This window comes from Spongiactinospora sp. 9N601, from assembly GCF_044326295.1.
Lineage (GTDB): Bacteria > Actinomycetota > Actinomycetes > Streptosporangiales > Streptosporangiaceae > Spongiactinospora > Spongiactinospora gelatinilytica.
The window spans coordinates 174246-199633 of the sequence record NZ_JBIRBB010000004.1; the positions used below are offsets into that span (position 1 = coordinate 174246).

Genomic DNA, 25388 nt, shown 5'->3' on the forward strand with positions numbered 1-25388 from the left:
ATGGAGCGGCCCTGTGATCATCGACCTCGTCCGTGAGAGGGCCTGCCAGGCCCCTGAGAAGATCGCGGTGCTGTCCAGGGACGGCGGGCTGACGTACGGTGAGCTGTGGCGGCGAGCCGGCCGGACGGCACACCGGCTGGGCGGCCTCGGCTGTGCGCCGGGTGAGACGGTCGGCGTCCTGGCCCAGCCGTCCGCCGACGGAGTCGTCGGCCTGCTCGCGGTGCTCAGGGCCGGCGCGGCCTTCCTGGGGCTGTGCCCCTCCCTGCCCCCGGCCAGGGTCGAGACGCTGGTGAACGATTCAGGGGCCCGGTTCGTGCTGCACGCGCCGGCCGCCCCGGTAACCTCGGTGAGCGCGGCCAAAGTCGTCGGCATCGCGGCCGAGGACGTCGGCCCGGACGCGCCGGCCGCCCCACCCGCGCACCCCCGCGCACCCGCCATGGTCGTCTACACCTCCGGGTCGACCGGCACGCCGAAGGCCGTCATCGTCCCGCACCGGGCGCTCCTCAACCGGATCACGTGGGGCCGGCGCACGTACCCACTGGGCGTGGCCGACCTGGTCCTCCACCACACCAGGTACATCTACGACTTCTCGATCTGGGAGGTCCTGGCACCTCTGGCCGATGGGGCGACGCTCGTCGTGGAGTCCTTCCGCAACTATCCCGACTTCGGTGAGATCGCCTCGGCCATCCGCGACTTTCAGGTCACGACGGCGCATTTCGTGCCATCGGTGCTGGCCGGGCTGCTGCGCCACGCCGCCCCGCGCGACCTCGCCTCGCTCACCACCGTCTTCAGCGGCGGTGAGGCGCTGCCTCGGCGGCTGGCCGCCGAGTTCGCCAAGGTCTGCGACGCCACGTTGTACAACCAGTACGGCCCGGCCGAGACCTGCGTGGACTCCACGTTCCACCGCTATGACGGCACCACGGGTGAGGGGACGGTGCCCATCGGCGGTCCCATCGACCAGACCAGCCTGTATGTGCTGGACGCGCGGCTGCGGCACGTCCCTGAGGGCGAGACCGGAGAGCTGTACATCGGCGGGGCCGGGCTGGCATCGGCGTACGGCGGCCGGCCGGGGCTGACCGCCGAGCGGTTCGTGGCCGATCCGTTCCGCGGCGGCGGCGAACGGATGTACCGCACCGGCGATCTGGTCAGGGACCTGGGCGGTGGGACGCTCCAGTTCGCCGGGCGCGCCGACTGGCAGTTGAACGTGCGCGGGGTGCGCCTGGAGCCGGCGGAGATCGAGCTGGCACTGGAAGCCCACCCCGGTGTGTCCAAAGCCGTGGCCTCGGTCACCGGCGACGGCGAACCGCATCTGGTCGCCCTCGTCGTGCCGGAGCCCGGCGCCACGGTGTTCCGCGACGAGCTGCGGGACCTCGCCCGGGCCACGCTGCCGGCGGCTGCTGTGCCCGACCGCTTCTACGCCGGTGACACGTTCCCGCTGCTGCCCACCGGCAAGATCGACCGCCGGGCGGTGCGGGACCTTCTCGCCACCGCCCGCCCGCTGCCCGAAGGGGCCAGGCCGGCGAACGCCGCCGTGTCCGGGCAACTGCTGGCGATCTGGCGTGAGCTGCTGGGCATCGACGCCATCGGCCCGCACGACGACTTCTTCGAGCTGGGCGGGCACTCGCTGCTGGCGGCCGAGTTGATCATGACCGCCAATGAGCGCCTGGGTACCGACATCCCGCTGGCCGAGTTCTTCGAGATACCGACACTGGCCCAGATGACCGCACTGGCGGGCGGCGATCCGACGTGACCTCGGGACGCGGCGAGCCCCTTGAGGTGCTGGTGGCCTTTCCCGGCGCGGGCGGCAGCGCGGGTATGTTCGCCGGGCTGCGTGCGTGCCTGGCCGGTCACCTGCAACTGTTGATCCCGGACACGCCGGGACGCGGCAGGCGGACGCACGCCGCCCAGACCGATGTCCGCGAACTGGCCGCCGAGCTGTGCCCGGAACTGCGCGAGCGGATCTCCGGTCGTCCGTACGCGGTGTTCTCGGCCTGCATCGGCACGGTCACCGCCTTCGAGCTGGTGTGCGAGCAACGACGCCGGGGCCTTCCGATGCCCTCCAAGTTCCTGGTCTGCGGCCGGGCGGCACCGGACCTGGCGGGCGGCCTCGGCGCGTACGCCGACTGGTCCGACGACATGCTCGACATGTTCCTGCGGGAGTCGCTTCCGCCCGACTACGACTGGGACCGGATGCCGCCGGAACTGCTCGGGGTGCTTCGCCGCCGCATCAGAAAGGACATCGAGCTGGTCGCGTCCTATGAGTACCGCGAAGAGGAACAGCTGGACGTGGCGATCCATGCCTTCCACGGTGACGGCGACACCGAGACCACCCGGGACGACCTCGAATCCTGGCGCGGGCACGCCGCAGGCCGGTTTGATCTGCACGAGGTGCCCGGAGGGGCATACTTCTACTTGACGAATCCGGAGGCCCTGGCTCAGGCCCTGACCGGCCCGGACGGGCCGTGAACGACGGGCAGGCGGATCTGGGCGCCGAGATCGCGGCGGTCTTCGACCGCGCCGCGCCGCACTACGACCAGGCGCTGCCGCTCTTCCACGACCTCGCCGCGGAACTCGTCGCGTGGCACCCGCCGCGCCGGGGAGAGCGGGTGCTCGATCTGTGTACCGGCGGCGGGGCGTGCCTGTGCGCCCTGACCGCGACGTCCCACGCCGGTCGCCTGCTCGGCATCGACCTGTCCGGCGGAATGCTGGCGCGTGCCAGGAAGTCACTCCCCGGCGGCGTCCTCGTGCTCCAGGCCGACGCGCACCGGCTGCCCTTCGCCGATGGCTCTTTCGACTCCTACTACTGCGCGCTGTCCTGGCAGTTCCTCATGCGGCCCGAACTGGTACTGGCCGAGCTGCGCAGGACGGGACACAAAAGGGCTGGGCTGACGTTTTCGCTGCTGGGCAGAAGCCGCCACACCGGGCATTTCATGAACAAGGTCTTGCTGGACTTCCTCGGCCCGCGGCAACCCCGGTTCGCGTCGGCCTTGCAAGCGCTGTGGCGGCGGCCCGCCGAGGTGACGCTGGCCGCCGCCGGATGGCGGGTGCGGGCGCGCGGGGAGATTACCCGCAGGTACGACTTCGGCGGCGCCCGGCAGTGGCTGACCTGGCAGTTGTCGCAGGTCGGCCGGGGATTCTTCGACCTGGTCCCGGACGACAGGAAGGCCGGCTTCTACGCCCGCCTGCTTGAGGAGGCGGAACGGACATGCGTCACCGACGGACTGTGGCTGGAGCAGACGGTCACCCTGCTGCACGCCGAACCCGCCCGATGACGAGAAACGACGGGGGGATCGGCGGATGAACGCCCGAATCGACACGGCGGTCGCGGCCCCGCTCTCCTGCGGGCAGGAGCGCCTGTGGTTCTTGAGCAGGCTGGCACCGCGGAGCACCGCCTACCTGCTGGCGGCCAGGTTCCAGGTACTCGGGCCGCTCGATCCTGGCCTGCTTGGGGACGCGGTTTCTGAGGTGATGCTCAGACACCACGTGCTCGCGACGGCCTTCGCCACCCGGGCCGGCCGGCCGGTGCAGATCGTGACCGATCCCTGCGCCTCGCCTTTCCGGGTCGTCGATCTGAGCCACCTCGGCGAGCGGGAGCGCGAGCAGGAGTGGGAGCGGCTGTCGCGGGACGAGGCGACCCGTCCCTATGACCTGGCCACGGCGCCCCTCTTCAGGTTCACCGTCGCCCGGATGGAGGAGCGCAGGCACCGGCTGTGCGTGTCCATGCACCACATCGTTTCCGACAAGGCGTCCATCGACATCATGCTCCGCGAGATCGCGGAGATCTACCGTGCCCGTCTGCGCGGCGAACGGGCCAGGCTCGACCCGCCGCCCCTTCAGTACGCCGACTTCGCCCGTCGGCAGCGGGAATGGCTCGCCGGGTCCGAGTGCGTCGAGCAGATGGCGTACTGGCGGGACCGGCTCGCCGGCGCCCCGGCGCGGATGCCGCTGGGCGGTGCCCGGCCTCCGGCGGGAGACGGCCGCGGCCCGGCCACTGGGGAGCCCCTGGCGCTGGCGCGGGACACCCAGGCCGGGCTGCGGGAGTTCGCCGAGCGCGAGCGGGTCTCCACGTTCATGGTCCTTCTCTCCGCGTACGCCCTGGCCCTCGGCCGGTGCCACGACCTGTCCGACATCATCATCGCCTGCCCGGTGACGAACCGGCCCACCCTCGACACGCAGCGGCTGGTCGGCTTCTTCGTGAACACGCTCCCCATCAGGATCACGCTGCGTCCGGGCATGTCCTTCCGGCAGCTCACCGCCCAGGTCCGCGCCACGGTCTTCGGCGCGCTGGAGCACCAGGACCTTCCTTTCGACCGCATCGTGTCGGCGCTGCGCCCGGCCAGGCGGCCGGGCGAGCCGCCGTTCTTCCAGGCGGTACTGAACTTCGTCGCGCACGATGACGCCCGCCTGGGCCTGCCCGGTCTGGAGGTGGCCGAGCTGCCCGGTCACCGCATGGCAGCCCGTGCCGAACTGGCCCTCGACGTCGAGGAGAACCGTAGAGCCGGTTCCCTGACCGGGAACCTGCTCTACGACCCCGGAGTGCGGGAACCCGGCGCCATGGCGCGCCTGATGGCGTCGTTGCGCACGGTGCTGGAAACAGCGCTGACCTCCCCCGACCGGCCGGTCGGGTGATCCCGCCGACCGCATCCGCTGTGCTGGAGTGACATGACACCTCGTTACGAGTTCGCCGTGGTGAGCACGGGAACCGGAAGCCGCAAGGATTGGACCGATCTGGCCAGGAGGTGTGAGGACCTGGGCTACTCGGCGCTCTACGTCACCGACCACGTCAACCAGGAACTCGCGCCCATCCCCGCGCTCGCCGCCGCCGCCCAGGTCACCGCGGGGTTACGGCTCGGCACATACGTGCTGGCCGAGAGCCTGCGCAACCCCGTCGTCCTGCTGCGCGAGCTGGCCACGCTCGACGTCCTGAGCGACGGCAGGCTCGACATCGGGCTCGGCTGCGGATGGCTCGCCGACGACTACTCCCAGACGGGCATCACCATGGCTCCGGGCCGTGTCCGTCTCACCCGGCTCGCCGCCCTGATCTCTCTGATCAAGGCGGCCTGGGCGGGTGAGCCCCATGACCATGATGATGGCACCTGGACGGCCAGGGTGGCGGCCCATTCGGTGCCCGGCCTCCAGCGTCCGCACCCTCCGCTGCTCGTCGGTGGCGGAAGTCCGGGGACGCTGCGGCTGGCCGGCAGGAAGGCGGACGTGGTCAGTCTCGCCCCTCGCGCGTACCAGGGCGACATGGACGAGTCGGACGCCACGGCCGCTTCGATGGACGCCAAGGTCGCCCTCGTGCGCGAGGCCGCCACCGGCCGGGCCGAGCCGCCGCACCTCAACCTCCTGGTATGGGAGTGCTTCGTGCTGCCCCGGCCGGAGGAGATCCTCGCGGTCTATGCCCGGTCGCTCGGCTGCGCCCCGCGAGAGGTGGAGCAGATGCCCTCGCTGCTGATCGGGTCGGTGCCACGGCTGATCGAGCTGCTGGAGGAGCGCCGGACCAGGTGGGGCGCGGACCGTGTCACGATCCCGGCCGCCGCGCTGGAGTCGTTCGCACCGGTCGTCGCGGCCCTGCGGGCCTGACGACCGGCCGCGCTGTCACGCCGGTGAGACCCGGCCCCCCACCGCCACGTGGTCCACGACCGCGCGCAGCCCGGCCAGTTCCCGGACCGGGTCCGTCCCGGGGCCGAAGAGGCAGGAATTGACCAGCACCGAATCGAAGCCCAGTTCGGCGGCCTGTATCACATGCGCGGCCGATCCGATGCCGCCGTCGAGCATGACCGGTACCAGGCTGCCGGCCAGGATCTCGGCGATCAGGGACAACCGCCGGGGTTCGATGCCCAGCCCGCTGCCGATCCCCGACCCCATCAGACGGACCATCGCGCAGCCGGCCGCCAAACATGCCTGGTAGGTCTCCAGGTCCGGTGTGATCAGCGGCCAGACCTCCAGCCCGTCGCCGCGGAGCCGGCGAGCGGCGTCGAGCACGAGGTCGTTTCGGCTGCCGGTCAGGCCGGCGTCGAGTACCTCCAGCTTGATGACGCGGATGCCGGTCAGCGCGACCGCCCGCCGGGCGCGGTCCACGGCCTCCTCCGCCGTGGTGGGGTGGTTGATGTTGAGCACCGGGCGGTATTCCCCGGTTCCGTCGAGCGCCGCCCGCACGGAGCCGAACGTGGCGGTGGCATAGCCGACGGGCAGGTCGTCGCCACGGGTCAGGTCGCGGACGTTGTGGGTGTTGATCGCCAGGTAGCGGCAGCCGCCGGCCCTGAGCATGGCGACCGCCGTGGCCGTATCGACCCGGTGGTCGGGGGTGGCGCCGAAACAGTGGAACAGCTCCATGGCTTTGCTCGCTTCAGTTCGGGGGCGGGTTGTCAGCGGAAATCGGAGTGAGCCAGCCCTGACGCCCGGGACGCCGCCCCGTCACGGTGGCCCGGTACTCCTCCCACAGCAGGCGGAAGGTGGGGCGGTCGCCGGGGAAGGAGTGCTCGTCCAGCGCGGCCACGGGGACGAGTTCGCTCGCCGTGCCGGTCAGGAACACCTCCTGCGCGGCGTACAGGTCGCCGACCTCGACCGGCCCCTCGGACGTCTCGACGCCTAGGTCGCGGGCCAGCCTCAGGACGGTGTCGCGGGTGATGCCCGGCAGCAGGCTGTCGAGCGGCCACGGGGTGTGCAGCCGCCCGCCCAGGACGAGGAAGACGTTGGCGACGGTCGCCTCCGCCACCCGGCCCGAATGCGGGTCGAGCTGGAGGGCGTCGTGGAACCCCGCCTCCGTCGCCGCGGTGCGGGCCATGGCCGAGGCCACGTACGTCCCGGTCGCCTTCACGTGGCTGGGCAGTGAGCGCCGGGACGGACGGCACCAGGACGACACGGTGAGGCGTGCCCCCTCCTGGGCGAAGGGCGTCGCCGTGGGCGCCGGCCACACCTCCACGGCGGCGGTGAACTCGCGGGCGGCCAGGTTGATGTCCAGAAGGGGGTCGGGGGTGAACACCACGGGACGCAGGTAGCAGTCGGCCAGGCCGGATTCGCGGGCGGCACCGACGACGATCGCCTTCAGCGCCGCGTGGTCGTAGCGATGCGCGATGCCGAGCGTTCTCGCCGAACCGAGCAGCCGGGCCAGGTGGTCGTCCAGGCGGAAGATGGCGGGCCCGTGGGGCGTGGCGTAACAGCGGATGCCCTCGAACACCGCCGTGCCGTGCTGCATGCTGTTGCTTCCGAACGGGATGACCCGGTCCGCCGGCCGGCCGTCGATGTACGTCGCGATCGAGCGCGCGGGTGTCGGCATCAGGCCACACGCGCCCGCAGCTCGCCCAGCTCGCGCACACAGTCGAGGATGTGCTCGCGGGGGAGTCCGAAGTCGACCAGGCACGCCAGCTCGGTCACCCCGGCCGCGGTCAGCCGCTCGATCACCGGCCGGACGCCGTCCACGCTGCCGAACAGCCCCGACGACCGCATATAGCGCTGGACGCCATGGTCGATCAGCGCCTTCCTGTCGGAGTCCGTGACGTCCTCGGGCCGGACGCCGATGTCCTGGTTGGCGGCGAACCTCTCGAAGAGGTTGAGGTGGGCGCTCAGGTAGTTCCGCAGGGGCGGGCGGGCCCGCTCGATCGCGGTGTCCGCGTCGGCCGCGAGGTGCGTGTGCAGCATGCAGGTGATCTGACGGCCGTCTTCCCGATGGCCCGCCTCGCGTAGCGCCGCCCGGTAGATCGCCGCCTTCTCCGCCAGATCCTCCACCGACTGTTCCAGCAGGGCGGTCAGTACGTGCAGGTTCATCTCTCCCGCCGCCCGCCAGGTGGCGGGGTTCGACGAGCTGGTGAGCCAGATGGCGGGCAGCCGCTGTGGCTGCGGATACGTGCGCACCTCCACGACCCGGCCGCCTGGGCCCGGTCGTGACACCGTCTTGCCCTGCCACAGCCGGTGAAGGATCTCCAGGCGTTCCGCCAGCACCTGTTTGCGCCGCTCGTAGGAGTCGGGGTCGAGCACGAAGTCGTCGGCGTGCCAGCCGGAGGCCAGCGAGAGCCCGGTACGCCCGCCGCTGAGCGCGTCCAGCATCCCCCATTCCTCGGCCACGATCAGGGGGTCGCGCAGCGGCAGCACCACGCTGCCCGCGCGCAGCCGGATGCGGCGGGTCCTGGCCGCGATGGCCGCCAGCAGCACGGCCGGGCTCGGGTACGGGGCGCCGAACGGGTCGAAGTGCCGTTCAGGGACCCAGATCGCGTGCAGGCCGAGCTGGTCCGCCTGTTCCGCGCAGTCGAGCACCACCTCGTAGCGTTCCTCGACCCGGTCGTCCAGCGCGGCGGAGAAGAAGAAGAGGCTGACCTTCAGTCCATCGTGCTCATCGTCACCCGCCTGGCCGGGTCCGCGGCGTTCCAGCAGCCGCTCCAGCAGCCTGCGGCGCTCGCCGGTGAGCCCGGCGGAAGGCTGCCCGCTCATGACTCCGCACCACCTTCCAGCTCGGCGAGGCGGCTGAGGACCTCCTCGTCGGACATCGACTCCACTTCGGCGACCAAGGCGGCCATGTCGTCGTCACCCGTCACGTCGCCGTCCCCTGGCGCATCGGCATGGGCCTGTCGAGGGAGAGGACCGACCGGCGCGGCGGGAGGCCAGGCGGTGGCCGGCCATGCTGGCGCCGCCGGGGACGCCGGGGACGCGGCCCGTGGCGGAGGCGGCGCGGGGTGGGCGCCGTCCGGAGGGGTCGCGCCCAGGGACTCCAGGTACTGCGCCAGCAGTGCGATGCTCGGCGTCTCCAGCATGGCCTCCATGGTCAGGCTCTCTATGCCGTCCTTGCGCAGGTGCGTGGCGAGCTGCATGGCCAGGAGCGAGTGGCCGCCGAGCTCGAAGAAGTTGTCGTGCAGACCGATCTCGTCGACGCCGAGCAGCGCCCGCCACACGTGCCCGAGGTATCGCTCCATCGGAGTCCAGGAGGGATCGGCCGCCGCCTGCGCGGCCGGGGCGGCGGGCCGGGCGGCGGGAGCGGAAACGGGGGTGGGGACGGGCCGGGGGGCGGCGGCAGTGGCCGTCTCGTGCGGCGCGGGCTCCAGCCAGTGGCGGGTCCGCGCGAAGGGGTAGAGCGGCAGCGAGAGACGTCCGCGCCGCTCACCGGCGTACCAGGCGTTCCAGTCCACCTCGCCGCCCGCCAGCCAGTGCCCGGTCAGCACGTCGACCAGGTCGGGCCGTTCCTCGCCGCTCTCCTCGGCCAGCACGGACAGGCAGGTCGTGTCCGGGGCGGCGGCCTTCGCCAGGCGGCTCAGCGCATTCCCGGGGCCCGCCTCCAGGAAGATCGTGACTCCGTCGCGGATCAGGAGCTCCAGCCCGACGGCGAACTGCACGGGCCGCAGCATGTGCCCGGCCCAGTATCCGGGGTCGGCGGCCTGCTCGTGGGTCAGGTACGCGCCGGTCACGTTGGACACGACCAGGCTGTCCGGCGGGCACAGCGCAGTGCCGGACATCGCCTCACCGAACCGCGCGGCGGCCTGCTCCTGCATCGGAGAGTGGAAGGCGTGCGCCGTCTCCAGCCGCTTGCAGGCGACACCCTCCGCCCGCAGTTCGCGCTCCAGCTCCTCGACCGCCTTGATCGCGCCGGAGAGGGTGACCAGCTCGGTCCCGTTGACGGCGGCCACCGCCAGGTCCGCGGCCGACGCCCGTTTCGCCGCCTCGTCCGCGGGCAGGGTGACCGACACCATGGCGCCGGGGCCGCTCTCGCTCATCAGCCGACCGCGCAGCGTGATCGCCGCGACCGCGTCCGGCAGGGTGAGTACTCCGGCGAGCGTGGCCGCGACCAGTTCACCGACACTGTGGCCGAGCATGGCGTACGGTCGCACGCCGTACTGGACGAGTGTCCGCCCGAGCGCCCACTCCACCGCGAACAGCGCCGCCTGGGTGATCTCCGTGCGCGCCAGGATCTCCTGGGCCACCGTCTCCCTGCCCGGCCCAGGTTGGAGCACCTCTCCCAGGTCGAGCCCGGAGTCCTGGGCGAACAGGCCGGTGACGGTGTTCAGATGTTCACGGAAGACCGGGTCGCCCGTGGCCAGCCTCGCGCCCATGGCGAGCGTCTGCGCGCCCTGGCCGGGGAACAACAAGGCCACCCGCCCCGAGCGCGGCACGTGGGCGTCCCGCTGCCGGCGTCCGCCGCGTGCGGACACCGCGCTGGCGGCGTCCCGCAGATCGTGCGAGACCACGACACGGCGGAACGGGTGCTCGGGACGCCCGGTCGCCAGCGTCCAGGCGACGTCGGCCGGTTCCTCGCCCCGGTTCTCCTTGATCCACTGGGCCAGCCGCAGGCTCATCTCCTGCAGAGCCTCGGCGGAACGGGCCGAGAGCAGGATCGGGTGGCGGCGCCGCGGCGACGGCTCCGATCGCGGGCGTTCGGGCGGCGCCTCCAGTACCACGTGGGCGTTCGTCCCGCCCATGCCGAGGGAGTTGACGCAGCCCAGCGCGGGCTCGGCGGTGTCGAGCGGGACAGGCTGGACGGAGATGGTGAACGGTGTGCTCTCCAGTCGCAGCTTCGGGTTGGGGCGGGAGTAGTTGATCTGCGGGGGCAGGACGCCGTTCCGAAGTGCCAGCACCGCCTTTATCAGCCCCGCCACGGCCGCGGCCGGGTCGAGATGACCGATGTTCGGCTTGACCGAGGTGAGCCGGCAGTAGCCGGTGTCGCTCGTCCACTCGCGGAAGGCGGAGGTGAGCGCGGCGACCTCCAGCGGGTCGCCGAGCACCGTTCCGGTGCCGTGTGCCTCGACGAAGCTGATGTCGCGGGCCGAGACCCCCGCCCGGCGCAGTGCCTGCCGGATGGCCCGGGCCTGGCCGGTGGAACTCGGGGCGGTGAAGCTGGCCTTGTGCCGCCCGTCGTTGTTGATGGCCGTGCCCCGGATGAACCCGTAGATCTGGTCGCCGTCGCGCAGCGCGTCCGCTGCCCGCTTCAGTACCACCACCCCGGTGCCGCTGCCGACGACGGCGCCCGTGGCGTCCGCGTCGAAGGCACGCCCGTGGCCGTCGCTGGAGGAGGTCCCGCCTGGCGGGGCGAGGTAGCCTGCGGCGTGCGGCAGCCGCACCGACACGCCGCCCGCCAGCGCGATGGAGCACTCCCCGTCAAGCAGCGCCCGCACCGCCATGTGGGTGGCCACCAGCGAGGAGGAGCAGGCGGTCTGCACGGTCATGCTGGGACCACGCAGATCGAGCTGGTACGACACGCGCGTGGCCAGGAAGTCCTTGTCGTTGCCGACCATGGTGAGCTGGTCGCCGCCGGCGGCGAGAACTTCGCGGCTGTTCGGCATGACGTTGTACAGCAGGTACGTGTTCATCATGCAGCCCGCGTACACGCCGATCTCGCCGGGATGGCGGAAGCCGTCCACCCCGGCATCCTCCAAGGCGTGGTAGGCGCACTCCAGGAATATCCGGTGCTGCGGGTCCATGATCGCCGCCTCGCGCGCCGAGTACCCGAAGAAGGCCGCGTCGAAGCGGTCGACGTCGCTCAGGGCGCCGGACGCGTTCACGTACAGCGGGTCGTCCACCAGGTCGGGGGCGGCGCCGTTGGCGATCATCTCCTCCCGGGTGTGCCTGGCGATGCTCTCCACGCCCTCGCAGAGGTTGTCCCAGTACTCTTCCGTGTCGCGGGCGCCCGGCAACCGGGCCGCCATGCCGATGATGGCCACCGCGTCCGGATGCTCGGCAACAGGTGTCCTCGTCACTGATCCTCCTTGTCGGCCGTCGGCCGTCTCTGCCTGGATCGCTGGAGGGGGCCGCGCGTGGAGGCGTGCACGCCCATCAGGCGACGCGCCAGCTCCCGAGGGCGGGGGTAGTTGAACAGGTCATGGATGGGGAACTCACCGCCCATCACGTTCTCCAGGACCGCGTGCACGCGAGTGGCGGCCAGCGAGTGGGCCCCGGCGTCGAAAACGTTGACGTCGGCCGGCAGCTCCCCGACACCGATGGCATCGGCCCACACGCGGCAGACGGCGTCCTCGACCTCGGCCGGCGTGGCGTCATCGGGCAACCTGGGTGGGGCGAGGGTGTCCGCCGCGGCGGCGAGCGCGTCGTCGTCGAGTTTGCCGGTCGCCGTGACCGGGAGGTGGTCGAGCAGCACGTACTGCTCCGGCACCATGGACTCGGGCAGCAGGTTCCGCAGGTGATCCCTGATCGCCGCCGGGTCGGCGGCCGGGGCGGCGAGGAAGGCCACCAGCCGCGGCGGCCGGCCGATCGCCCGCACCGTGGCCGCCCGCACTCCCGGCGCCGAACGTACGGCGTGCTCCACTTCCTCCGGCTCGACGCGGAAGCCGCGGACCTTCACCTGCCTGTCGGCGCGTCCGACCACCACGAACGTTCCGCCGGGGTGGGCGAACCCCTGGTCGCCCGTGCGGTAGAGCCGGCCATCCGGCCGGTCGGGATCGGGTGTGAATCGTCCGGCGCCGGGCGAGTCCGCGCGAACGTAGCCGTCGGCGACGCCGGGGCCGCCGATCACGATCTCCCCGATCGCGCCCACCGGCGCCTGGTGACCATGCTTGTCCACGATGGTGATCGTGGCCGCGGCGGAGGCCCTGCCCACAGGGACGACGGATGGGCTCGGCCCGTCCGGGACCTCGTACATGAGACAGTTGACGGTCGCCTCGGTCGGGCCGTAGCCGTTGAAGATCCGGCAGCGCCGATCCAGGTGCGCGCGCAGCGCGTCCACCGTGGAGCCGGTCAGCACCTCCCCGCCCAGCAGGACCAGCCGTAGGCCGGGCAGCGCGACTCCCGCCGCGGCGAGTTGGCCGGCGTAGGTCGGGGTGCTGAACAGCACGCTGATCCGCTCTCGGCGCAGGAACTCGGCGTACGCCCGGGCACTGGCGCGGTCCTGGCGATCAGGTACGACGACGCATCCGCCGTACGGCAGGACCGTGAACAGCTCCTGGAGGCCGAAGTCGAAGCCCAGCGAGAGCGTCTGGGCGATCCTCGCCCACGGGCCGAGCCGCCAGGTCCGGCCGGACCAGGCGATCAGCGGCGCGAGCTGGTCATGCCTGATCGTCACGCCTTTGGGCCGCCCGGTCGAGCCGCTGGTGAAGACCGTGAACGCGGGGGCCCGCGGGTTCGGCGGCGGCGGCGCGGGCGGTGCGCCGGACAGCCTGTCCAGCTCCAGTACCACCGGGGCCGGGTCGCCATCGGACAGTCCCCTCGCCCGCTCCACCAGGTCGCTCGTGGTGAGCAGTACCTGGGGGCGGCAGTCGGCCACCATGCCGCGCAGCCGTGCGTCAGGGAACTCCACCGGGAGGGGCAGCGCGCCCACCCCGGCCGTCCACGCCGCGTAGAGCGCCACCACGAAGTCGGGTCCTGGCTCGACCAGCAGCGCCGCGTGCGCGGTCGCGGTCCCGCACCGTGTCACGAGGGCCGCGGCCACGCGATCCACCTGGGCCAGGAAGTCGCCGCGGGCCAGCGTGCGCGTCCCGGCCACCACAGCGGGCGCGCCGGGGTCGCACCGGACCACTTCGCGTACCCGGGCGAGGGCGGGCGGGTCGAGCGGCGGCTCATCGGCCGAACCGATCGCCTTGAGCAGCGTCCGGTCGGACTCCGGCAGTGCGAACAGACCGCTCACGAGTCCGTCCGGATCGGCGACCGCTCGTTCGACCATGGCCGAGTACGTGCCGAGGACCGCTTCGGCCGTCTCCCGCGTGAAAAGCGCGGCGGCATAGTCGAGGGTGAGCAGATGGCCGCCCTGCCGCGGCGTGACCATCAGGTCCAGGTCGTAGCGGCACGAGGGCGGAGGCACCGGCACGCCGCGCAGGGCGAGCCCGTCGAGGACGACCTCTCCTTCCAGCCCGGCGATGACGTCCAGGAACCCCGCCACGCTGGGAAGCGGGCTCTCGTGAACGGTGATGAGCGACTCGACCAGGGGCGAACGGCCGGGCTCACGTTCGGGGCGCACCGCCTCCACGGCGCGCGCCAGCGGATACATCCCGGCGTCGAGGCCGTCCAGGAGTTGCCGCCGCGTCTCCGCGACGAGCCCGGACAGCCTCTGGCCCGGCTCGATGCGCAGTGCCAGCGGCACGGTGTTGGTACACAGACCCGCCACGTCCGCGTACCGCCCGCTGGACCGCCCGGTCACCGGCACGCCGACGACGACCGGGTCAGGGGTGCCGTAGCGGTGCAGGCAGATCATCCAGACGGCGGTCAGCAGCGCCACCGAGTCCAGGCTCGCGAGTGCCGTGCCGACCTCGGCGGGAAGCGTGCGCCGGACGCGGCCGACATGGGTGCTCCGCCGCCTTCCAGGTGAGTGGTCGGTGCGGACCTGCAACGACCGGGCGCGCCGGGGAAGAAGCGCGCGGAGTCGTTCGTCGCGCTCCGCCGCCGCGGGAGAGGCGAGGTATTCGTGCTGGGCCCGCACATAGTCGTCGTACCGGACCACGCTGCGCGCAGGCGGCGCGCCGCCTGCGGCGAGGGCGCGGTAGGAGTCTGCCAGGGTCTCCAGGAGCAGGCAGAGCGACCACAGGTCGGTCACGATGTGGTGGACCACCAACTGGTACACGCGCCGCCTCGGGCCGCGCCAGACGTGTACGCGTACCAGCGGCCCCGTATCCAGGGCGAACGGCATCCCGGCGGCATCGGCCAGCCGCTCGCGCATCTGCTCCTCCCCGACCGGCGTCGGGCTCATCACCAGCGCCGCCTCCATCGCCCGTGCCGGCACCGGAATCCTGCGCGGGCCCTCGTCCGTCTGGACGATGCGCATGCTCAGCTCCGGCTGGCTCGCCACGGCCGCGCGCAGGGCCTCCTCCAGTGCCCGGTGATCGTGGCCGGGGGCGAGCTCCCAGGCGAAGGAGATGTTGTACTCGGCACTGGCGGGGTCGAGCAGGTGGAGGAACAGCAGCGACTCCTGCGCCTTTGACAGGGGGCCCCCGGTGGCGCCGGGCATGTCCGGGTCCGCGCCGGTCCCGGTGGCGGCCTGTGCCGGCGCGGCGGTCAGCGGGTGCGCCGTGCCGGTCACGACCCTTGCGACGTCCTGTGCGGTCGCGCGGTGGAGCAGGAACCGTACGGGCACGTCGGCCCCCGTCCCGCGGGCCAGCAGGCCGGCCAGCCGTACCGCGCCGAGCGAGTCCAATCCGTGCCCGGTCAGCGGTTCGTCCGGTTCGACGGGCCGGCCGAGTATCTCGGTCACCGCCGCCATCACCGTCCGTGCCACCTGCTCGGGCCGTGCCGCCTGCTCCACCGGCTCGTCCGGCCGGGCCGTCGGCGGGGGGCGGTGCGGCTCGTACTCCCCGGCGACGTAGCGTTCGCGGCAGGCGTGCCGGCGCAACTTGCCGCTCGTCGTCTTGGGGACCGAGCCGCGTGGCACACCGAGCACGTCCGCCAGCCGGAGCCCGGTCGTGCTCGCGACCTCCGCCGCCAGCCGCCTCTGGTCACCGCTCGTCAGGGCCCGCCCGGGACGTAACTCGCCGACGATGACCACCCCGTCGCCGCAGGGCTCGCCGAAGGCGGCCACGCAGCCCGGGCGGAACGCCGCGACCGTCCTGATGGCCGACCGCTCCAGCACGACCGGATCATGGTTGCGGCCCCGCGCCACGATGACGTCCTTGATCCGGCCGGTCACGTACAACTCACCGCCGGACAGGAAGCCGAGGTCCCCCGTTCGCAGCCAGCGCCGCTCACCGCCGTCCACCGCGGTGTCGAACACGTCGCCTCCGCCGAGGTCGTGCGCCGCGGCCCCCGTACCGCGCCAATAGCCGCGGGCCACACTGGGCCCGCTCACCCGGATCTCGCCGATCTCTCCCTCCTGGAGCCGCCGGCCCGCCGGGTCGGTGATCACGACCTCGCAGTCGCGGGGTTCACCGCAGGACACGGCGGCGACTCCGGTCGAGGACGTACCGGTGGCGAATCCCCGCCCTACCGTCACCGACGTCACCAGCAGCGTTGACTCCGCGAGCCCGTAGCACGGGACGAACGCCTCCGCGTGGAATCCGCGCGGGGCGAGCAGTTCGGTGAAGCGGCGCAGCGTGTGCGGGGAGACCCGCTCGGCGCCACTGTAGGCCGTACGCCAGTGGCGGAGATCGACGTCGGGCACCCCCTCCCGCTCCAGGTCACGGATGACCAGGTCGTAACCGAAGTTCGGGCCGCCGCTCGTGGTGACGCCCAGCCGGGAGATGGACTCGATCCAGGCCAGGGGACGGCGGACGAAGTCGAGTGGGGAGGCGAGGTAGGCGCGGCACCCGAGCGTCAGGGGATGCAGGATGTTCCCGATGAGGCCCATGTCATGGTACGCGGGCAGCCAGCTCAGCAGCGTGGTGCCGGTGTCGTGGCGGAATGCCGAGGTGATCGCGGCCAGGTTGGCGGCCAGGTTCCCGTGGGTGACCACCACCCCCTTGGGCGTGCCGGTTGATCCGGAGGTGTACTGCAGGAAGGCCGGCGCGTCCGGAGCCTCGGCCGTGACGGGCAGGTGGCGCTCGGCCGTGGTCTCCCAGAGGGCCGGGATGTCCAGCGCGGCCTCGGCGGCCCTCGCCGTCGCATCGTCAGGGACCCAGACCGACCTGGCGCCGCAGTCGGTGGCGATGCGCCGGACGAGGCCGGTGTTCTCCTCCGAATCGAGGAGCGGGTAGACCGGGACCGGGACGCATCCGGCGTACAGGCAGCCGAGGAACGCGGTCACGAAGCCGAGCCCCGGCGGCTGGAAGAGAATGATCCGGTCTCCGGGCGCGGCCCGCGCCGACAGCGCCGCCGCCACAGCCGCCGCCGCGTCGTCCAGTTCGGCATAGGTGGCCTGGCCGTCCGGCTCCGTGAGGTCGCGCAACCACACGAGGGCGGTCTGTCCGGGCCGGCGCAGCGCGTGGCCCCTGATCGCGCTCACCACATGGGCGTGGCCTGTTGACACCTGAGCGTGAACCCCCTCCCAGCCAGGGCGGAGCGCGATGAGCACGACATGGCGTCCGCGGGCCATCACACCGACCGATGAACGTGCAGCCTAGGTTCCGGCGGTTCTGGTCTGGTTACGCGTGGCATGTCCGGTCTCGCTCTCGTCCGGCGGCCGGGACGCGCGATCGCGTAACCACGCTCTAACCACGGCCTTCTAGCGTGCTCGGCAGTCGTGGTGGTGTCGGCCGCCTTCCGAGGAGGACGTGTGGAAATCTCGTCACTATCTCCGGGTGACCCATCGATCGCGCGGGCGCTGGAGCGGGACGGCGTCGTCTTCGTGCGCGACCTGCTGGACTCCGGCCTCGTCAAGGAGACCCGCGCCAGACTCGAACGGTTCGAGCGCGAGATCCTGCCCACGATCCCGCGCTCGCACTACGACTACCAGGCCGACGGCCGGACCCTGCACCAGTACCGGGACGTACACGCCTTCGACCCGTGGTTCGCCGAACTGGCCGATGGGCCGCCGATCATGGACTGTGTGCGCCGCGCGGTGCCGTGGGAGCCGGTGGTCTTCTATGCGGAGGTCTTCCCGAAGCCGCCCGGCGCGCACGGTGCGTTCCCGCACCAGGACCTCTACACCGCACCGGTCGATCCACCACATTTCCTGCACATGTGGATCCCGCTGGAGGACGTCGACGAGAGCAACGGTGGGATCACCTTCTACGTGGGCACGCACAAACTCGGCGTCGCCCCCCACGTGGAGACACCCGGTGGGCTGGCCCCGACCGTCGACCCGGCCGTGCTCGAACGGCTGGAGCCGTACCAGGTGCACGCCGCCTGTCCGGCCGGCTCGGCGGCGCTCTTCGTCGGTGAGATGATCCACCGCAGTGGCCCGAACCGCAGCGACCGCCCCCGGCCCGCCCTGGTGATCGCCTTCCGGGGGCGGGACACCCTCGCCAAGAGCGGCCCGGAGATCCTGGTCAGCGTCGTGCGCAAGGCGTTCTGTGACGAACTCGGCGTCCAGCTCCGGGCCGATGACGACTTCTACGCCCTCGGCGGAACGGACGAGGCGGCCGAGCGCATCGCCGGACGGCTGTCCGGCGATTACCGGACCCCGCTCGGCGCGACTGACCTCCGCACCCATCCGACGGCCTCGGCGCTGGCCGCCCTGCTGGCCGAGCGAGGGGCGGACCCTGCCGGGCAGCCGGTGCCGCGCGGCGGGAATGGATAGGGGTGCCGCGTTGGTGAACGGCCGGCAGGGTTTCGGATTTCGGCAGGGCACCTTTGCCGGTGCCGTCGGGGAGATCACCTTCGCCTACGCAAAGGTGCCCTTTTATCGGAGGTCTTTGGACCAGGCGGGCTTGCGGCCCTCCGACGCCGGAACCCCGGAGGGTTTCCGCCGGCTGCCCATCACCGAGAAGGCCGACTACCGCCGCAACTTCCCGCAGGGCGTCATCGCCATGGGCAAGACGCTCCGAGAACGTCTCACGCTCAAGAGTCAGAGCTCGGGGACCGGAGGAGAGCGTCTGACGACCATCACTCACACGTACGAGCTGGCCAAACGCATGTGGGTCACACTTGGGGCACACGAGCCGCTGCGCGAGGCGCTGAAGCGAATCCGAAGGCAACGGCCGCTTCGATACGCCGCGCCCAACTGCTCGGACGTCGAGTGCGCCACGCCCTTCAGCACGCCGAAGGACCGTACCCTGGCCGACGGGACACTGGTCCTCCCGGTGTCACACGACCTGCTGGCCACACCGGAACGCCTCATCGTCCAGGCGATCGAGGAGACGAAGGCGTTCAAGCCACACTGGTTCTACGCCGACGCCACCCATCTGGCCTTTCTCATCCGGAACATGAGGCGCCACGGAGTGCCGCCGCCCGACGTCTCGGCGATCGCGCTGACCTATACCCTCGCCACAGGCGTGGCGCGGCGGCAGATCCGCGAGTTCTTCGGCACGGCGGTACCCACGACGGAGATCCTTTCCATGTCCGAGCTGGGGTGGCTGGCTGTGCAGTGCCCAGCGGGCCAGATGCACATCAACAACGTCACGTTCTTCACCGAGTTCTTGGTGGACGGCCGGTTCGCCGAGCCAGGAGAATTCGGTGAACTCGTCGTGACCAGCGTCGGAGACCGGCTCCTTCCGCATATGCGGTACCGGACGGGAGACGTCTACCGCATCTCCGAGGGCGGTTGCGCGTGTGGCAGCGACCTGCCCCTGGCTCGCCACGAGGGGCGCTGCCAGAACATGATCGCCGTCCGCCGGGGTGGCCGCCGAGAGTGGGTCGGCCCCCGCGACATCGACGCCGCCGTCGGCGACGATCTCCCGATCGACGTCTACCAGCTCCACCAGTTCGCCGACGATTCCTGCCTGTTCCGCTACATCCCGAGCCGGGAAATGGACCGGCGTCCTGACGCCGCGCTGCGCGAGCGGCTGGCGGACGTCCTGGGTGACGGATCGAGGCCGGACGTCGAAGAGGTCGCCTACATCCCCTCGCAACGGTCGGGAAAGTTCACCTCCTGCACCTCCGAGATCGCCGAACGGCTCGGTTCGTCGGTGCTGTCGGAAATGGCGGCAGGCGTCAAGATGAGGGGATAGCGAATGTCCTCCACGCCCCTTGATCTACCGTCTCGCATCCGCGCCGACTTTCCCATTCTGGAGACCGACGTGGACGGCAACCGGCTGGTGTACCTCGACAGTGCCGCCACCAGCCTCACCCCCCGCCAGGTGCTCAAGGAGATGGAGCGCTATTACACCGAGGTCGGGGCCAATATCCACCGAGGCACGCACTACCTGTCGGAATGCGCCTCCGACGACTACGAGCGGGTACGCCTGAAGATCGCGCAGTTCACCGGTTTCCGTGGCAACGAGGTGGTCTTCGTCCCCAACACGACGATGGCGATGAACCTCCTGGCGCAGGGCCTGCCGTTGCGGGATGCGGCCACGGTGCTCGTGCCGTTCGACGCGCACCATTCGGCGCTGTTGCCTTGGCGGCGAAAGGCCCGGGTGCGCTGCATTCCTGTGGACCCCGGCGGGGTGGTGATGCTCGACCGGTACGCCGATCTCCTCAGGGATCGGCCCGACGTCGTCGTCCTGAACCACTGCTCGAACGTGTCGGGCGTCTACGCCCCGCTGGAACGCATGGCGCGGATGGCCAAGGAAGCGGGCGCGATCACCGTGGTGGACGCGGCCCAGTCCATCGGCCATCGCCGTGTCCACTGCCCGGACGTCGATTTCCTCACCTTCTCCGCCCACAAGATGCTGGGGCCCACCGGTGTGGGCGTACTGTGCGGCAGGAGCGAGTACCTGGAAACGGTCGAGCCTGCCGCCCTGGGCGGCGGAACGGTCGACTGGGTGGACATGAAACAGCATGTGACCAGGAAGCTCCCACACCGGCTGGAGGCGGGTACACCCGACATAGCCGGTGTCTACGGCCTCGGCGCCGCCGTGGACTACCTGCTCGCCATCGGCCACGACCGGCTGGAGGCGCACGATCGGGAGATGGGCGCGGCGCTGGCCTCCGCGCTGAGCCGGCAGGTCGGGCTGAGGATGCTCGGCCCGGAGCCGGAGACCGCCGACCGTGGGGGAATCCTGAGCTTCGCCATCGTGGGCGTGCACAGCATGAAGGAGATCGCGAAGATCCTCAGCGACGCCCACGGTGTGATGTGCCGCACCGGGCACATGTGCGCGCAGCCGTTCGTCGACGCGTTCACCGACGACGAGGTGCTTCGCGTGTCCACCTATCTCTACAACGGACAGGATGACCTCGCTGTCTTCTGCGCCGCTCTGGAAGAGACGCTGAAGGCGGTCGGGGCCGGCCGATGATCCGTTGGCGATGGCACACACGCAGGGAGGATCAGATCCATGTCCGCATCCGGCCGTGATCTCATGGTCAGCACATCGGCGGGGCGGCCTCCAACGGCCACCGCGACCGGCGTCCATGATCTCGACACGGCGCTCGCCTGGTTCGGCGAACGCATGCCCGACGTCCGCCGCACCCTCCTGAAGGAGGGATGCCTGCTTGTCCGCGGGCTGCCGATCAGGTCCGTTGCGGACTTCGCTCGTGTACGCGACCTGGTGGTGACGCGGCCGGCGTCGTACAAGGAGAAGGCGACTCCGCGGACCGCGTACGGCGAAGAGGTCTACTCCTCCACCGACTTCCCCGCGGCTCAGGAGATACGACCGCACAACGAGAACAGCTACACTCTGAAGTTCCCCGGAATACTGCTCTTCACCTGCATCGACGCTCCCGACGAGGGCGGCGCGACGACGGTGGTGGACGTTCGGAAGGTGCTGGCCGACCTGCCCGCCGAGGTGCGGGAGCGCTTCACGCGCACGGGGTGGCTGCTCGTCCGCAACTACCATGATCGCATCGGCCTTCCCTGGCCCACGTCCTTCGGCACCGACGATCCGGCCACGGTCGATCGTTACTGCGCCGAACAGAAGATCGCCACCGTCTGGAAGGAGGGAGGGAGACTGCGCACCGAGCAGTTACGGTCGGCCGTCATCGTTCATCCGGTCACGGAGGAGCAGGTCTGGTTCAACCATGTCGCCTTCTGGAATGAATGGTCCCTCCCGCCCAGGATGAGGGATTTCCTACGGAAGTCCTTCGGCCCGGATGGGTTGCCGTTCAACACGTTCTATGGCGACGGATCCCGCCTTGACCAGGATGAGGCCGAGGCCATTCGCCACGCGTACCAGGCGAACCTCATGCGGGAGGACTGGCGGCCGGGAGATGTGCTGCTCGTGGACAACATCCTGTGCGCCCATGGGCGGGAGCCCTACAAGGGGGAGCGCAAGGTGCTGGTCGCCATGGGCGACGCCGTCTCGCTGGGCGACTGCCGCCCGCCGATTCCACCGGCGGCCCACAGGCCGGTCGCCTGATAGGCCGCCGCCATCCCCTTCGGTTCGCGCGCTTTCCGTGTCAGAGGTCCAGGACCAGCCGTTCGGTCAGGCTGCGGGAGACGCAGACGAACATGCAGGTGTTCGCCGCCCGTTCGGCGTCGCTGAGGAGGGTGTCCCGGTGGTCCGGTACGCCCGCGAGGACGCCGGTCTCGCAGGTGCCGCAGATGCCCTCCCGGCAGCTCGACGGCACGGTCACGCCGGCCTCCTCCAGTGCCTCGATGATGGCCTGACCGGGCTCGACGCGGACGCTGCGGCCCTGCCGGTGCAGCACGACGTCGAAACCCGTCGCCTCGCCGCGGTCGGTGGCCGCCGCCTGGAAACGTTCCACGTGGAACGAACCGTCCGGCCGGCGCCGCGCCTCGCGTTCCGTGGCCGCCAGCAGCGGCTCCGGCCCGCAGCAGTAGATGGCCGCGCCGGGGTGCGACCGGTCCAGGAATCCGGGCAGGTCCAGCAGGCCGGTCTCGTCCTGCGGCGCGATGGTGACGCGGGCACCGTATCGGCCGAGTTCGGGCAGGAACGCCATGTTGGACCGGCGGCGGCCACCGTACAACAGCCGCCAGTCCGCGCCGCTCCCGGCCACGGCGGCGATCATCGGCAGGATCGGCGTGATGCCGATCCCGCCCGCGACGAAGTAGTAGGCGGTGGCCGGTACCAGGGCGAACCGGTTGCGCGGGCCGCCGGTCTGGACCCGGTCGCCCGCCGACAGCGACCGGTGGATCGATTCTGAGCCGCCGCGTCCGGCGGGCTGCCGCAGCACCGCGACCCGCCACCGGGACCGCTCGCCGGGGTCGCCGCAGAGCGAGTACTGCCGCAGGTGCCCGCCGGGGGTGCGCAGGTCGATGTGCGCGCCCGGGGTCCAGGCCGGCAGGTCCCGGCCGGCCGGGTCGGCCAGTTCCACGGCCATGACGTCGTCGGCGAGGGGGATCACGGCGGAGACCACGAGGGTCCTGATCGACAAGGCGGGGGGCGGCATCCGCGCTCCTCTCGGCTGGGGGGACCAGCCCAGTGTGCGGAGCGGTGAATCACCGGGTCATCGCCTGAAATGGGTGGTTCGGCCGGGTTCAGAGCAGCCCCATCGACTGGGCCGCCCGCACCGCCGTCCGCCGGTTGGGCGCGCCGAGTTTGCGGTAGATGCTCTTCAGGTGCGCCTTGACGGTGTTCACCGAGATGTACAGCTCGGCGGCGATCTCCGGGACGGTCAGCACACCGGGCAGCAGCCGCAGCACCTCGACCTCCCGGGCCGACAGCTCCGGCCTCGGGCCGGACCGGGCGGCGACCGGCTCGGCACCGGTCCGGGTGGCCGCGCGCACCGTTTCCAGATATTCGTCCAGGTCCGTGTCAGGCTCGCGGTGGGCCGCCAGCAGTGCCGCGACCGGCACCCGGATGAACGGCTGCACGAAACGCTCCCGGCGGCCCAGCCGTACCGCCTGCGCGAGCAGGGTGCCCGCCGTCGCCGACCGGCCCAGCCGGGCGCTGGCCAGCGCGGCCAGCAGGAACGCCTGGATGCGCTCCTCCAGGAAGCCGTCCGCCGCGCCGCTCAGCGCGGGCCGTAGCGTGTCCAGCGCACCGAGCGGGTCGCCCTGGGCGAGCCGTAGCTCGGCCTTGGCCAGCAGCAACGGCAGCGGCCACGGGTCCGGGGCCGCCACCTCGGCCAGCAGCCGGGCCGCCGCGTCCGGCTGCCCGCTGGCGCAGCGCAGCCGGATCAGCTCCGAGCCGATGAGGGTGGCGAAGGTGGCCGGGCTGCGGGCCCCGGCCGGGATGTCCCGCGCCTCCTGGAGCGCGGCCAGCGCCCCGCCGACGTCGCCCCGGGCGGCCTGGACCAGCGCCTGATCGCACCTGATGGTGGCCTGCTCGGCGGCGCCGCCGCGGCGGGCGGCGTCCTCGGCGCGGTCCAGGTACTGGTCCGCGGCGTCGAGATCGCCCCACAGGTAGTGGCTCCAGCCGAGGACGTGCCAGGCCATCGCCGCCTCCGCGGTGTGCGTCCAGCCGCGGCGCTCGGCGAGGTCGAGGCCGGTCCTGGCGATGTTCGCCGCCTCGGCCGGGCGGTTCTGCCCGCCGGCCACGGCGGCGAGCTGACTCAGGCAGCCCAGCATGATGTACTGCCGCCCGCTGCCGCGGGCCAGCGCCAGCGCCTCTTCGAGCCGCCGCCGGGCGGCGGGGCGGTTCTCCGCCCACAGTTCCGCCGCGCCCAGGTGCAGAAAGACCAGGGCCTGCAACTCGACCGGCGGGTCCGGCGCGGCGAGCAGCGCCGCGGCGGCGTCCCGGGCGGCCCGTACGTCCCCGGCGAGCCGGGCCCGGTGCAGCCGGACCAGCTCCAGCGGCACCGAGGGCCCTGACGTCTCGGCGGGCAGGCCGCGTACGGCGTTGGCCAGGTCGCCGGTGGCCAGGTGGAGCAGCGCGCGCACCGCCCGCCGGTCGGTGCCGCCCGGCCCGTCGTCGTCAGGGAAGCGGGCCACCATGCCGGCCAGCGCCGAATGGTCACCGCCTAGATAGAGCGGCAGCCAGAGCCGGTCGAACCAGTGGGCCGCCCGCGCCCAGTCCCCGGCGTCGGCGGCGTGCCAGAACGCGTCCCGGTGGTGCCCGTGCCGGCCTAGCCAGTCGCCGGCGGCCTGGTGCAACCGCCGCGCCTCGCCCGGATCGGACCGTTCCAGCCGCCCCCGGAGGAACCCGGCGAAGATCGGATGCAACCGGAACCACGCCCGGTCCGGGGTCACCGCGGTGATGAACAGGTTGCGCCGGTGCAGGTCGGCGAGCAGCCGCCCGGCGTCGTCCGCGCCGGTCAGGTGGGCGGCGAGCGCGGCGTCGACCGTCCGGCACACCGAGATCCGCCGCAGGAAGTCCTGTACCACGGGCGGCTGCCGGAGCAGCACCTCCGACAGCAGGTAGTCGGCGACGAACGGCGCGTCGGGGCCGAACCCGGCGACCTGCTCGTCAGGGTCCGGAGCCGCCCGCGCGGACAGCGCGGCCATCCGGAGCCCGGCCGCCCAGCCCTCGGCCCGCTCGTTCAGTGTGGAGATCCGGTCCGCGTCCAGGTCGAGCCCGGCCCCGGCGAGCAGTTCGCCCGCCTCCTCGGCGGTGAACGCCAGCGCCGCCGCGCCGATCTCCCGGAACCGCCCGGTGCCCCGGACCTCGGCCAGCGCCGCCTGCGGCCCGAAACGCCCGGCCAGTACCACCCGGAGCTGCGCCGGAGCATGCCGCAACAGGAACCCGAGCTGGTCGAGGACGTCCGGTGCGTGTAGTTCGTGAACGTCGTCCAGTACCAGCACCACCGGAACGGGCAGCGTGCTCAACGCGTTGACCAGCAGCGCGACGAAGACCCGCCCGTCGGCTCCGCGCCCCCTCGGGGCGGAGAGGGAGAACAGCGGCGGGCAGGTGTCCTCGTCCACCGCCGCCCGCAGCGCGGCGAGCAGGTAGTTCCAGAACGGCGCGGCGTCGTTCTCCTCCGGCCCCACCGACAGCCACCCGATCGGCCGGTCCGCCGCCCGCCGCTCCACCCACGAACCGAGCAGCACGGTCTTCCCCCAGCCCGCGGGCGCGACGACCGTGCACACCGAGCCGCCGACGGCGTCGTCCAGTTCGTGGAACAGGCGCGGCCGGGCGACCACCGGGCTGGGGTTCAGCGGCGGACCGATCTTGCTCAGCATCAGGAGCCGGGCGTCCGGCGACATGCCCGCGATGGTA

The 25388-nt window shown here is 71.8% G+C and carries 16 protein-coding genes; 9 read left to right on the top strand and 7 right to left on the bottom strand.

Features of this window, described 5'->3' with window-relative positions:
* Positions 1 to 13 precede the first annotated feature (13 nt).
* Genes ACH34R_RS10680 through ACH34R_RS10700 form a run of 5 tightly spaced genes read left to right on the top strand, consistent with a single transcriptional unit; the run spans position 14 to position 5583 of the window.
* Complete coding sequence (locus ACH34R_RS10680) at positions 14 to 1750, top strand: non-ribosomal peptide synthetase (protein WP_397561185.1); 1737 nt, start codon at positions 14 to 16, stop codon at positions 1748 to 1750.
* Complete coding sequence (locus tag ACH34R_RS10685) at positions 1747 to 2466, top strand: thioesterase II family protein (RefSeq protein WP_397561186.1); 720 nt, start codon at positions 1747 to 1749, stop codon at positions 2464 to 2466. Before ACH34R_RS10680 ends, ACH34R_RS10685 begins: the two co-directional genes overlap by 4 nt.
* Positions 2463 to 3272, top strand: a complete 810-nt coding sequence (locus ACH34R_RS10690; protein ID WP_397561187.1) for a class I SAM-dependent methyltransferase — start codon at positions 2463 to 2465, stop codon at positions 3270 to 3272. Before ACH34R_RS10685 ends, ACH34R_RS10690 begins: the two co-directional genes overlap by 4 nt.
* A 25-nt stretch (positions 3273 to 3297) precedes the next feature.
* Complete coding sequence (locus tag ACH34R_RS10695) at positions 3298 to 4629, top strand: condensation domain-containing protein (RefSeq protein WP_397561188.1); 1332 nt, start codon at positions 3298 to 3300, stop codon at positions 4627 to 4629.
* Between the two features lie 33 nt (positions 4630 to 4662).
* A complete protein-coding gene (locus tag ACH34R_RS10700) occupies positions 4663 to 5583 on the top strand; it encodes a TIGR03621 family F420-dependent LLM class oxidoreductase (RefSeq protein ID WP_397561189.1) in 921 nt (306 codons plus the stop codon).
* 15 nt (positions 5584 to 5598) lie between these two features.
* On the opposite strand, the gene ACH34R_RS10705 is transcribed toward ACH34R_RS10700, so the two are convergent.
* The 5 genes from ACH34R_RS10705 to ACH34R_RS10725 are packed head-to-tail and all read right to left on the bottom strand — an operon-like array spanning position 5599 to position 16795.
* Complete coding sequence (locus ACH34R_RS10705) at positions 5599 to 6336, bottom strand: hypothetical protein (RefSeq protein WP_397561190.1); 738 nt, start codon at positions 6334 to 6336, stop codon at positions 5599 to 5601.
* Between the two features lie 13 nt (positions 6337 to 6349).
* Positions 6350 to 7279 carry an aminotransferase class IV gene (locus tag ACH34R_RS10710; RefSeq protein WP_397561191.1) on the bottom strand — a complete coding sequence of 310 codons (930 nt, stop codon included), beginning with the start codon at positions 7277 to 7279 and terminating at the stop codon, positions 6350 to 6352.
* Complete coding sequence (locus tag ACH34R_RS10715; protein ID WP_397561192.1) at positions 7279 to 8427, bottom strand: MupA/Atu3671 family FMN-dependent luciferase-like monooxygenase; 1149 nt, start codon at positions 8425 to 8427, stop codon at positions 7279 to 7281. The genes ACH34R_RS10710 and ACH34R_RS10715 overlap by 1 nt, the downstream gene beginning before the upstream one ends.
* Positions 8424 to 11678 carry a type I polyketide synthase gene (locus ACH34R_RS10720; protein WP_397561193.1) on the bottom strand — a complete coding sequence of 1085 codons (3255 nt, stop codon included), beginning with the start codon at positions 11676 to 11678 and terminating at the stop codon, positions 8424 to 8426. Before ACH34R_RS10720 ends, ACH34R_RS10715 begins: the two co-directional genes overlap by 4 nt.
* Positions 11675 to 16795, bottom strand: a complete 5121-nt coding sequence (locus ACH34R_RS10725) for an amino acid adenylation domain-containing protein (protein ID WP_397561194.1) — start codon at positions 16793 to 16795, stop codon at positions 11675 to 11677. The genes ACH34R_RS10720 and ACH34R_RS10725 overlap by 4 nt, the downstream gene beginning before the upstream one ends.
* Positions 16796 to 17065: 270 nt before the next feature.
* Here ACH34R_RS10725 and ACH34R_RS10730 point away from each other — a divergent pair, with 270 nt between their 5' ends.
* The 4 genes from ACH34R_RS10730 to ACH34R_RS10745 all read left to right on the top strand — a co-directional run bounded on the left by ACH34R_RS10730 (position 17066) and on the right by ACH34R_RS10745 (position 21686).
* Complete coding sequence (locus ACH34R_RS10730) at positions 17066 to 18031, top strand: phytanoyl-CoA dioxygenase family protein (RefSeq protein ID WP_397561195.1); 966 nt, start codon at positions 17066 to 17068, stop codon at positions 18029 to 18031.
* Positions 18032 to 18146: 115 nt separating this feature from the next.
* On the top strand, positions 18147 to 19400 hold the full coding sequence (locus ACH34R_RS10735; protein WP_397561196.1) for a hypothetical protein: 1254 nt from the start codon (positions 18147 to 18149) through the stop codon (positions 19398 to 19400).
* 3 nt (positions 19401 to 19403) lie between these two features.
* The gene (locus tag ACH34R_RS10740) at positions 19404 to 20627 is read left to right on the top strand and encodes an aminotransferase class V-fold PLP-dependent enzyme (RefSeq protein ID WP_397561197.1); all 1224 of its coding nucleotides are present in this window, start codon (positions 19404 to 19406) and stop codon (positions 20625 to 20627) included.
* 39 nt (positions 20628 to 20666) lie between these two features.
* Positions 20667 to 21686: a TauD/TfdA family dioxygenase gene (locus tag ACH34R_RS10745; RefSeq protein WP_397561198.1), complete on the top strand. Its 1020-nt coding sequence runs from the start codon at positions 20667 to 20669 to the stop codon at positions 21684 to 21686.
* Between the two features lie 40 nt (positions 21687 to 21726).
* On the opposite strand, the gene ACH34R_RS10750 is transcribed toward ACH34R_RS10745, so the two are convergent.
* Entirely contained in the window at positions 21727 to 22680 is a 954-nt protein-coding gene (locus ACH34R_RS10750) for a PDR/VanB family oxidoreductase (protein WP_397561199.1), read from the bottom strand.
* A gap of 88 nt (positions 22681 to 22768) precedes the next feature.
* Entirely contained in the window at positions 22769 to 25375 is a 2607-nt protein-coding gene (locus ACH34R_RS10755; RefSeq protein WP_397561200.1) for a LuxR C-terminal-related transcriptional regulator, read from the bottom strand.
* Positions 25376 to 25388: the final 13 nt, after the last annotated feature.

What these genes read in the sequence shown, in the direction of transcription:
- ACH34R_RS10695 (WP_397561188.1), top strand. Translation starts at nt 3,298, where the DNA reads ATGAACGCCCGAATCGACACGGCGGTCGCGGCCCCGCTCTCCTGCGGG.
- ACH34R_RS10700 (WP_397561189.1), top strand. Translation starts at nt 4,663, where the DNA reads ATGACACCTCGTTACGAGTTCGCCGTGGTGAGCACGGGAACCGGAAGC.
- ACH34R_RS10705 (WP_397561190.1), bottom strand. Translation starts at nt 6,336, where the DNA reads ATGGAGCTGTTCCACTGTTTCGGCGCCACCCCCGACCACCGGGTCGAT.
- ACH34R_RS10710 (WP_397561191.1), bottom strand. Translation starts at nt 7,279, where the DNA reads ATGCCGACACCCGCGCGCTCGATCGCGACGTACATCGACGGCCGGCCG.
- ACH34R_RS10715 (WP_397561192.1), bottom strand. Translation starts at nt 8,427, where the DNA reads ATGAGCGGGCAGCCTTCCGCCGGGCTCACCGGCGAGCGCCGCAGGCTG.
- ACH34R_RS10740 (WP_397561197.1), top strand. Translation starts at nt 19,404, where the DNA reads ATGTCCTCCACGCCCCTTGATCTACCGTCTCGCATCCGCGCCGACTTT.
- ACH34R_RS10745 (WP_397561198.1), top strand. Translation starts at nt 20,667, where the DNA reads ATGTCCGCATCCGGCCGTGATCTCATGGTCAGCACATCGGCGGGGCGG.
- ACH34R_RS10750 (WP_397561199.1), bottom strand. Translation starts at nt 22,680, where the DNA reads ATGCCGCCCCCCGCCTTGTCGATCAGGACCCTCGTGGTCTCCGCCGTG.
- ACH34R_RS10755 (WP_397561200.1), bottom strand. Translation starts at nt 25,375, where the DNA reads ATGTCGCCGGACGCCCGGCTCCTGATGCTGAGCAAGATCGGTCCGCCG.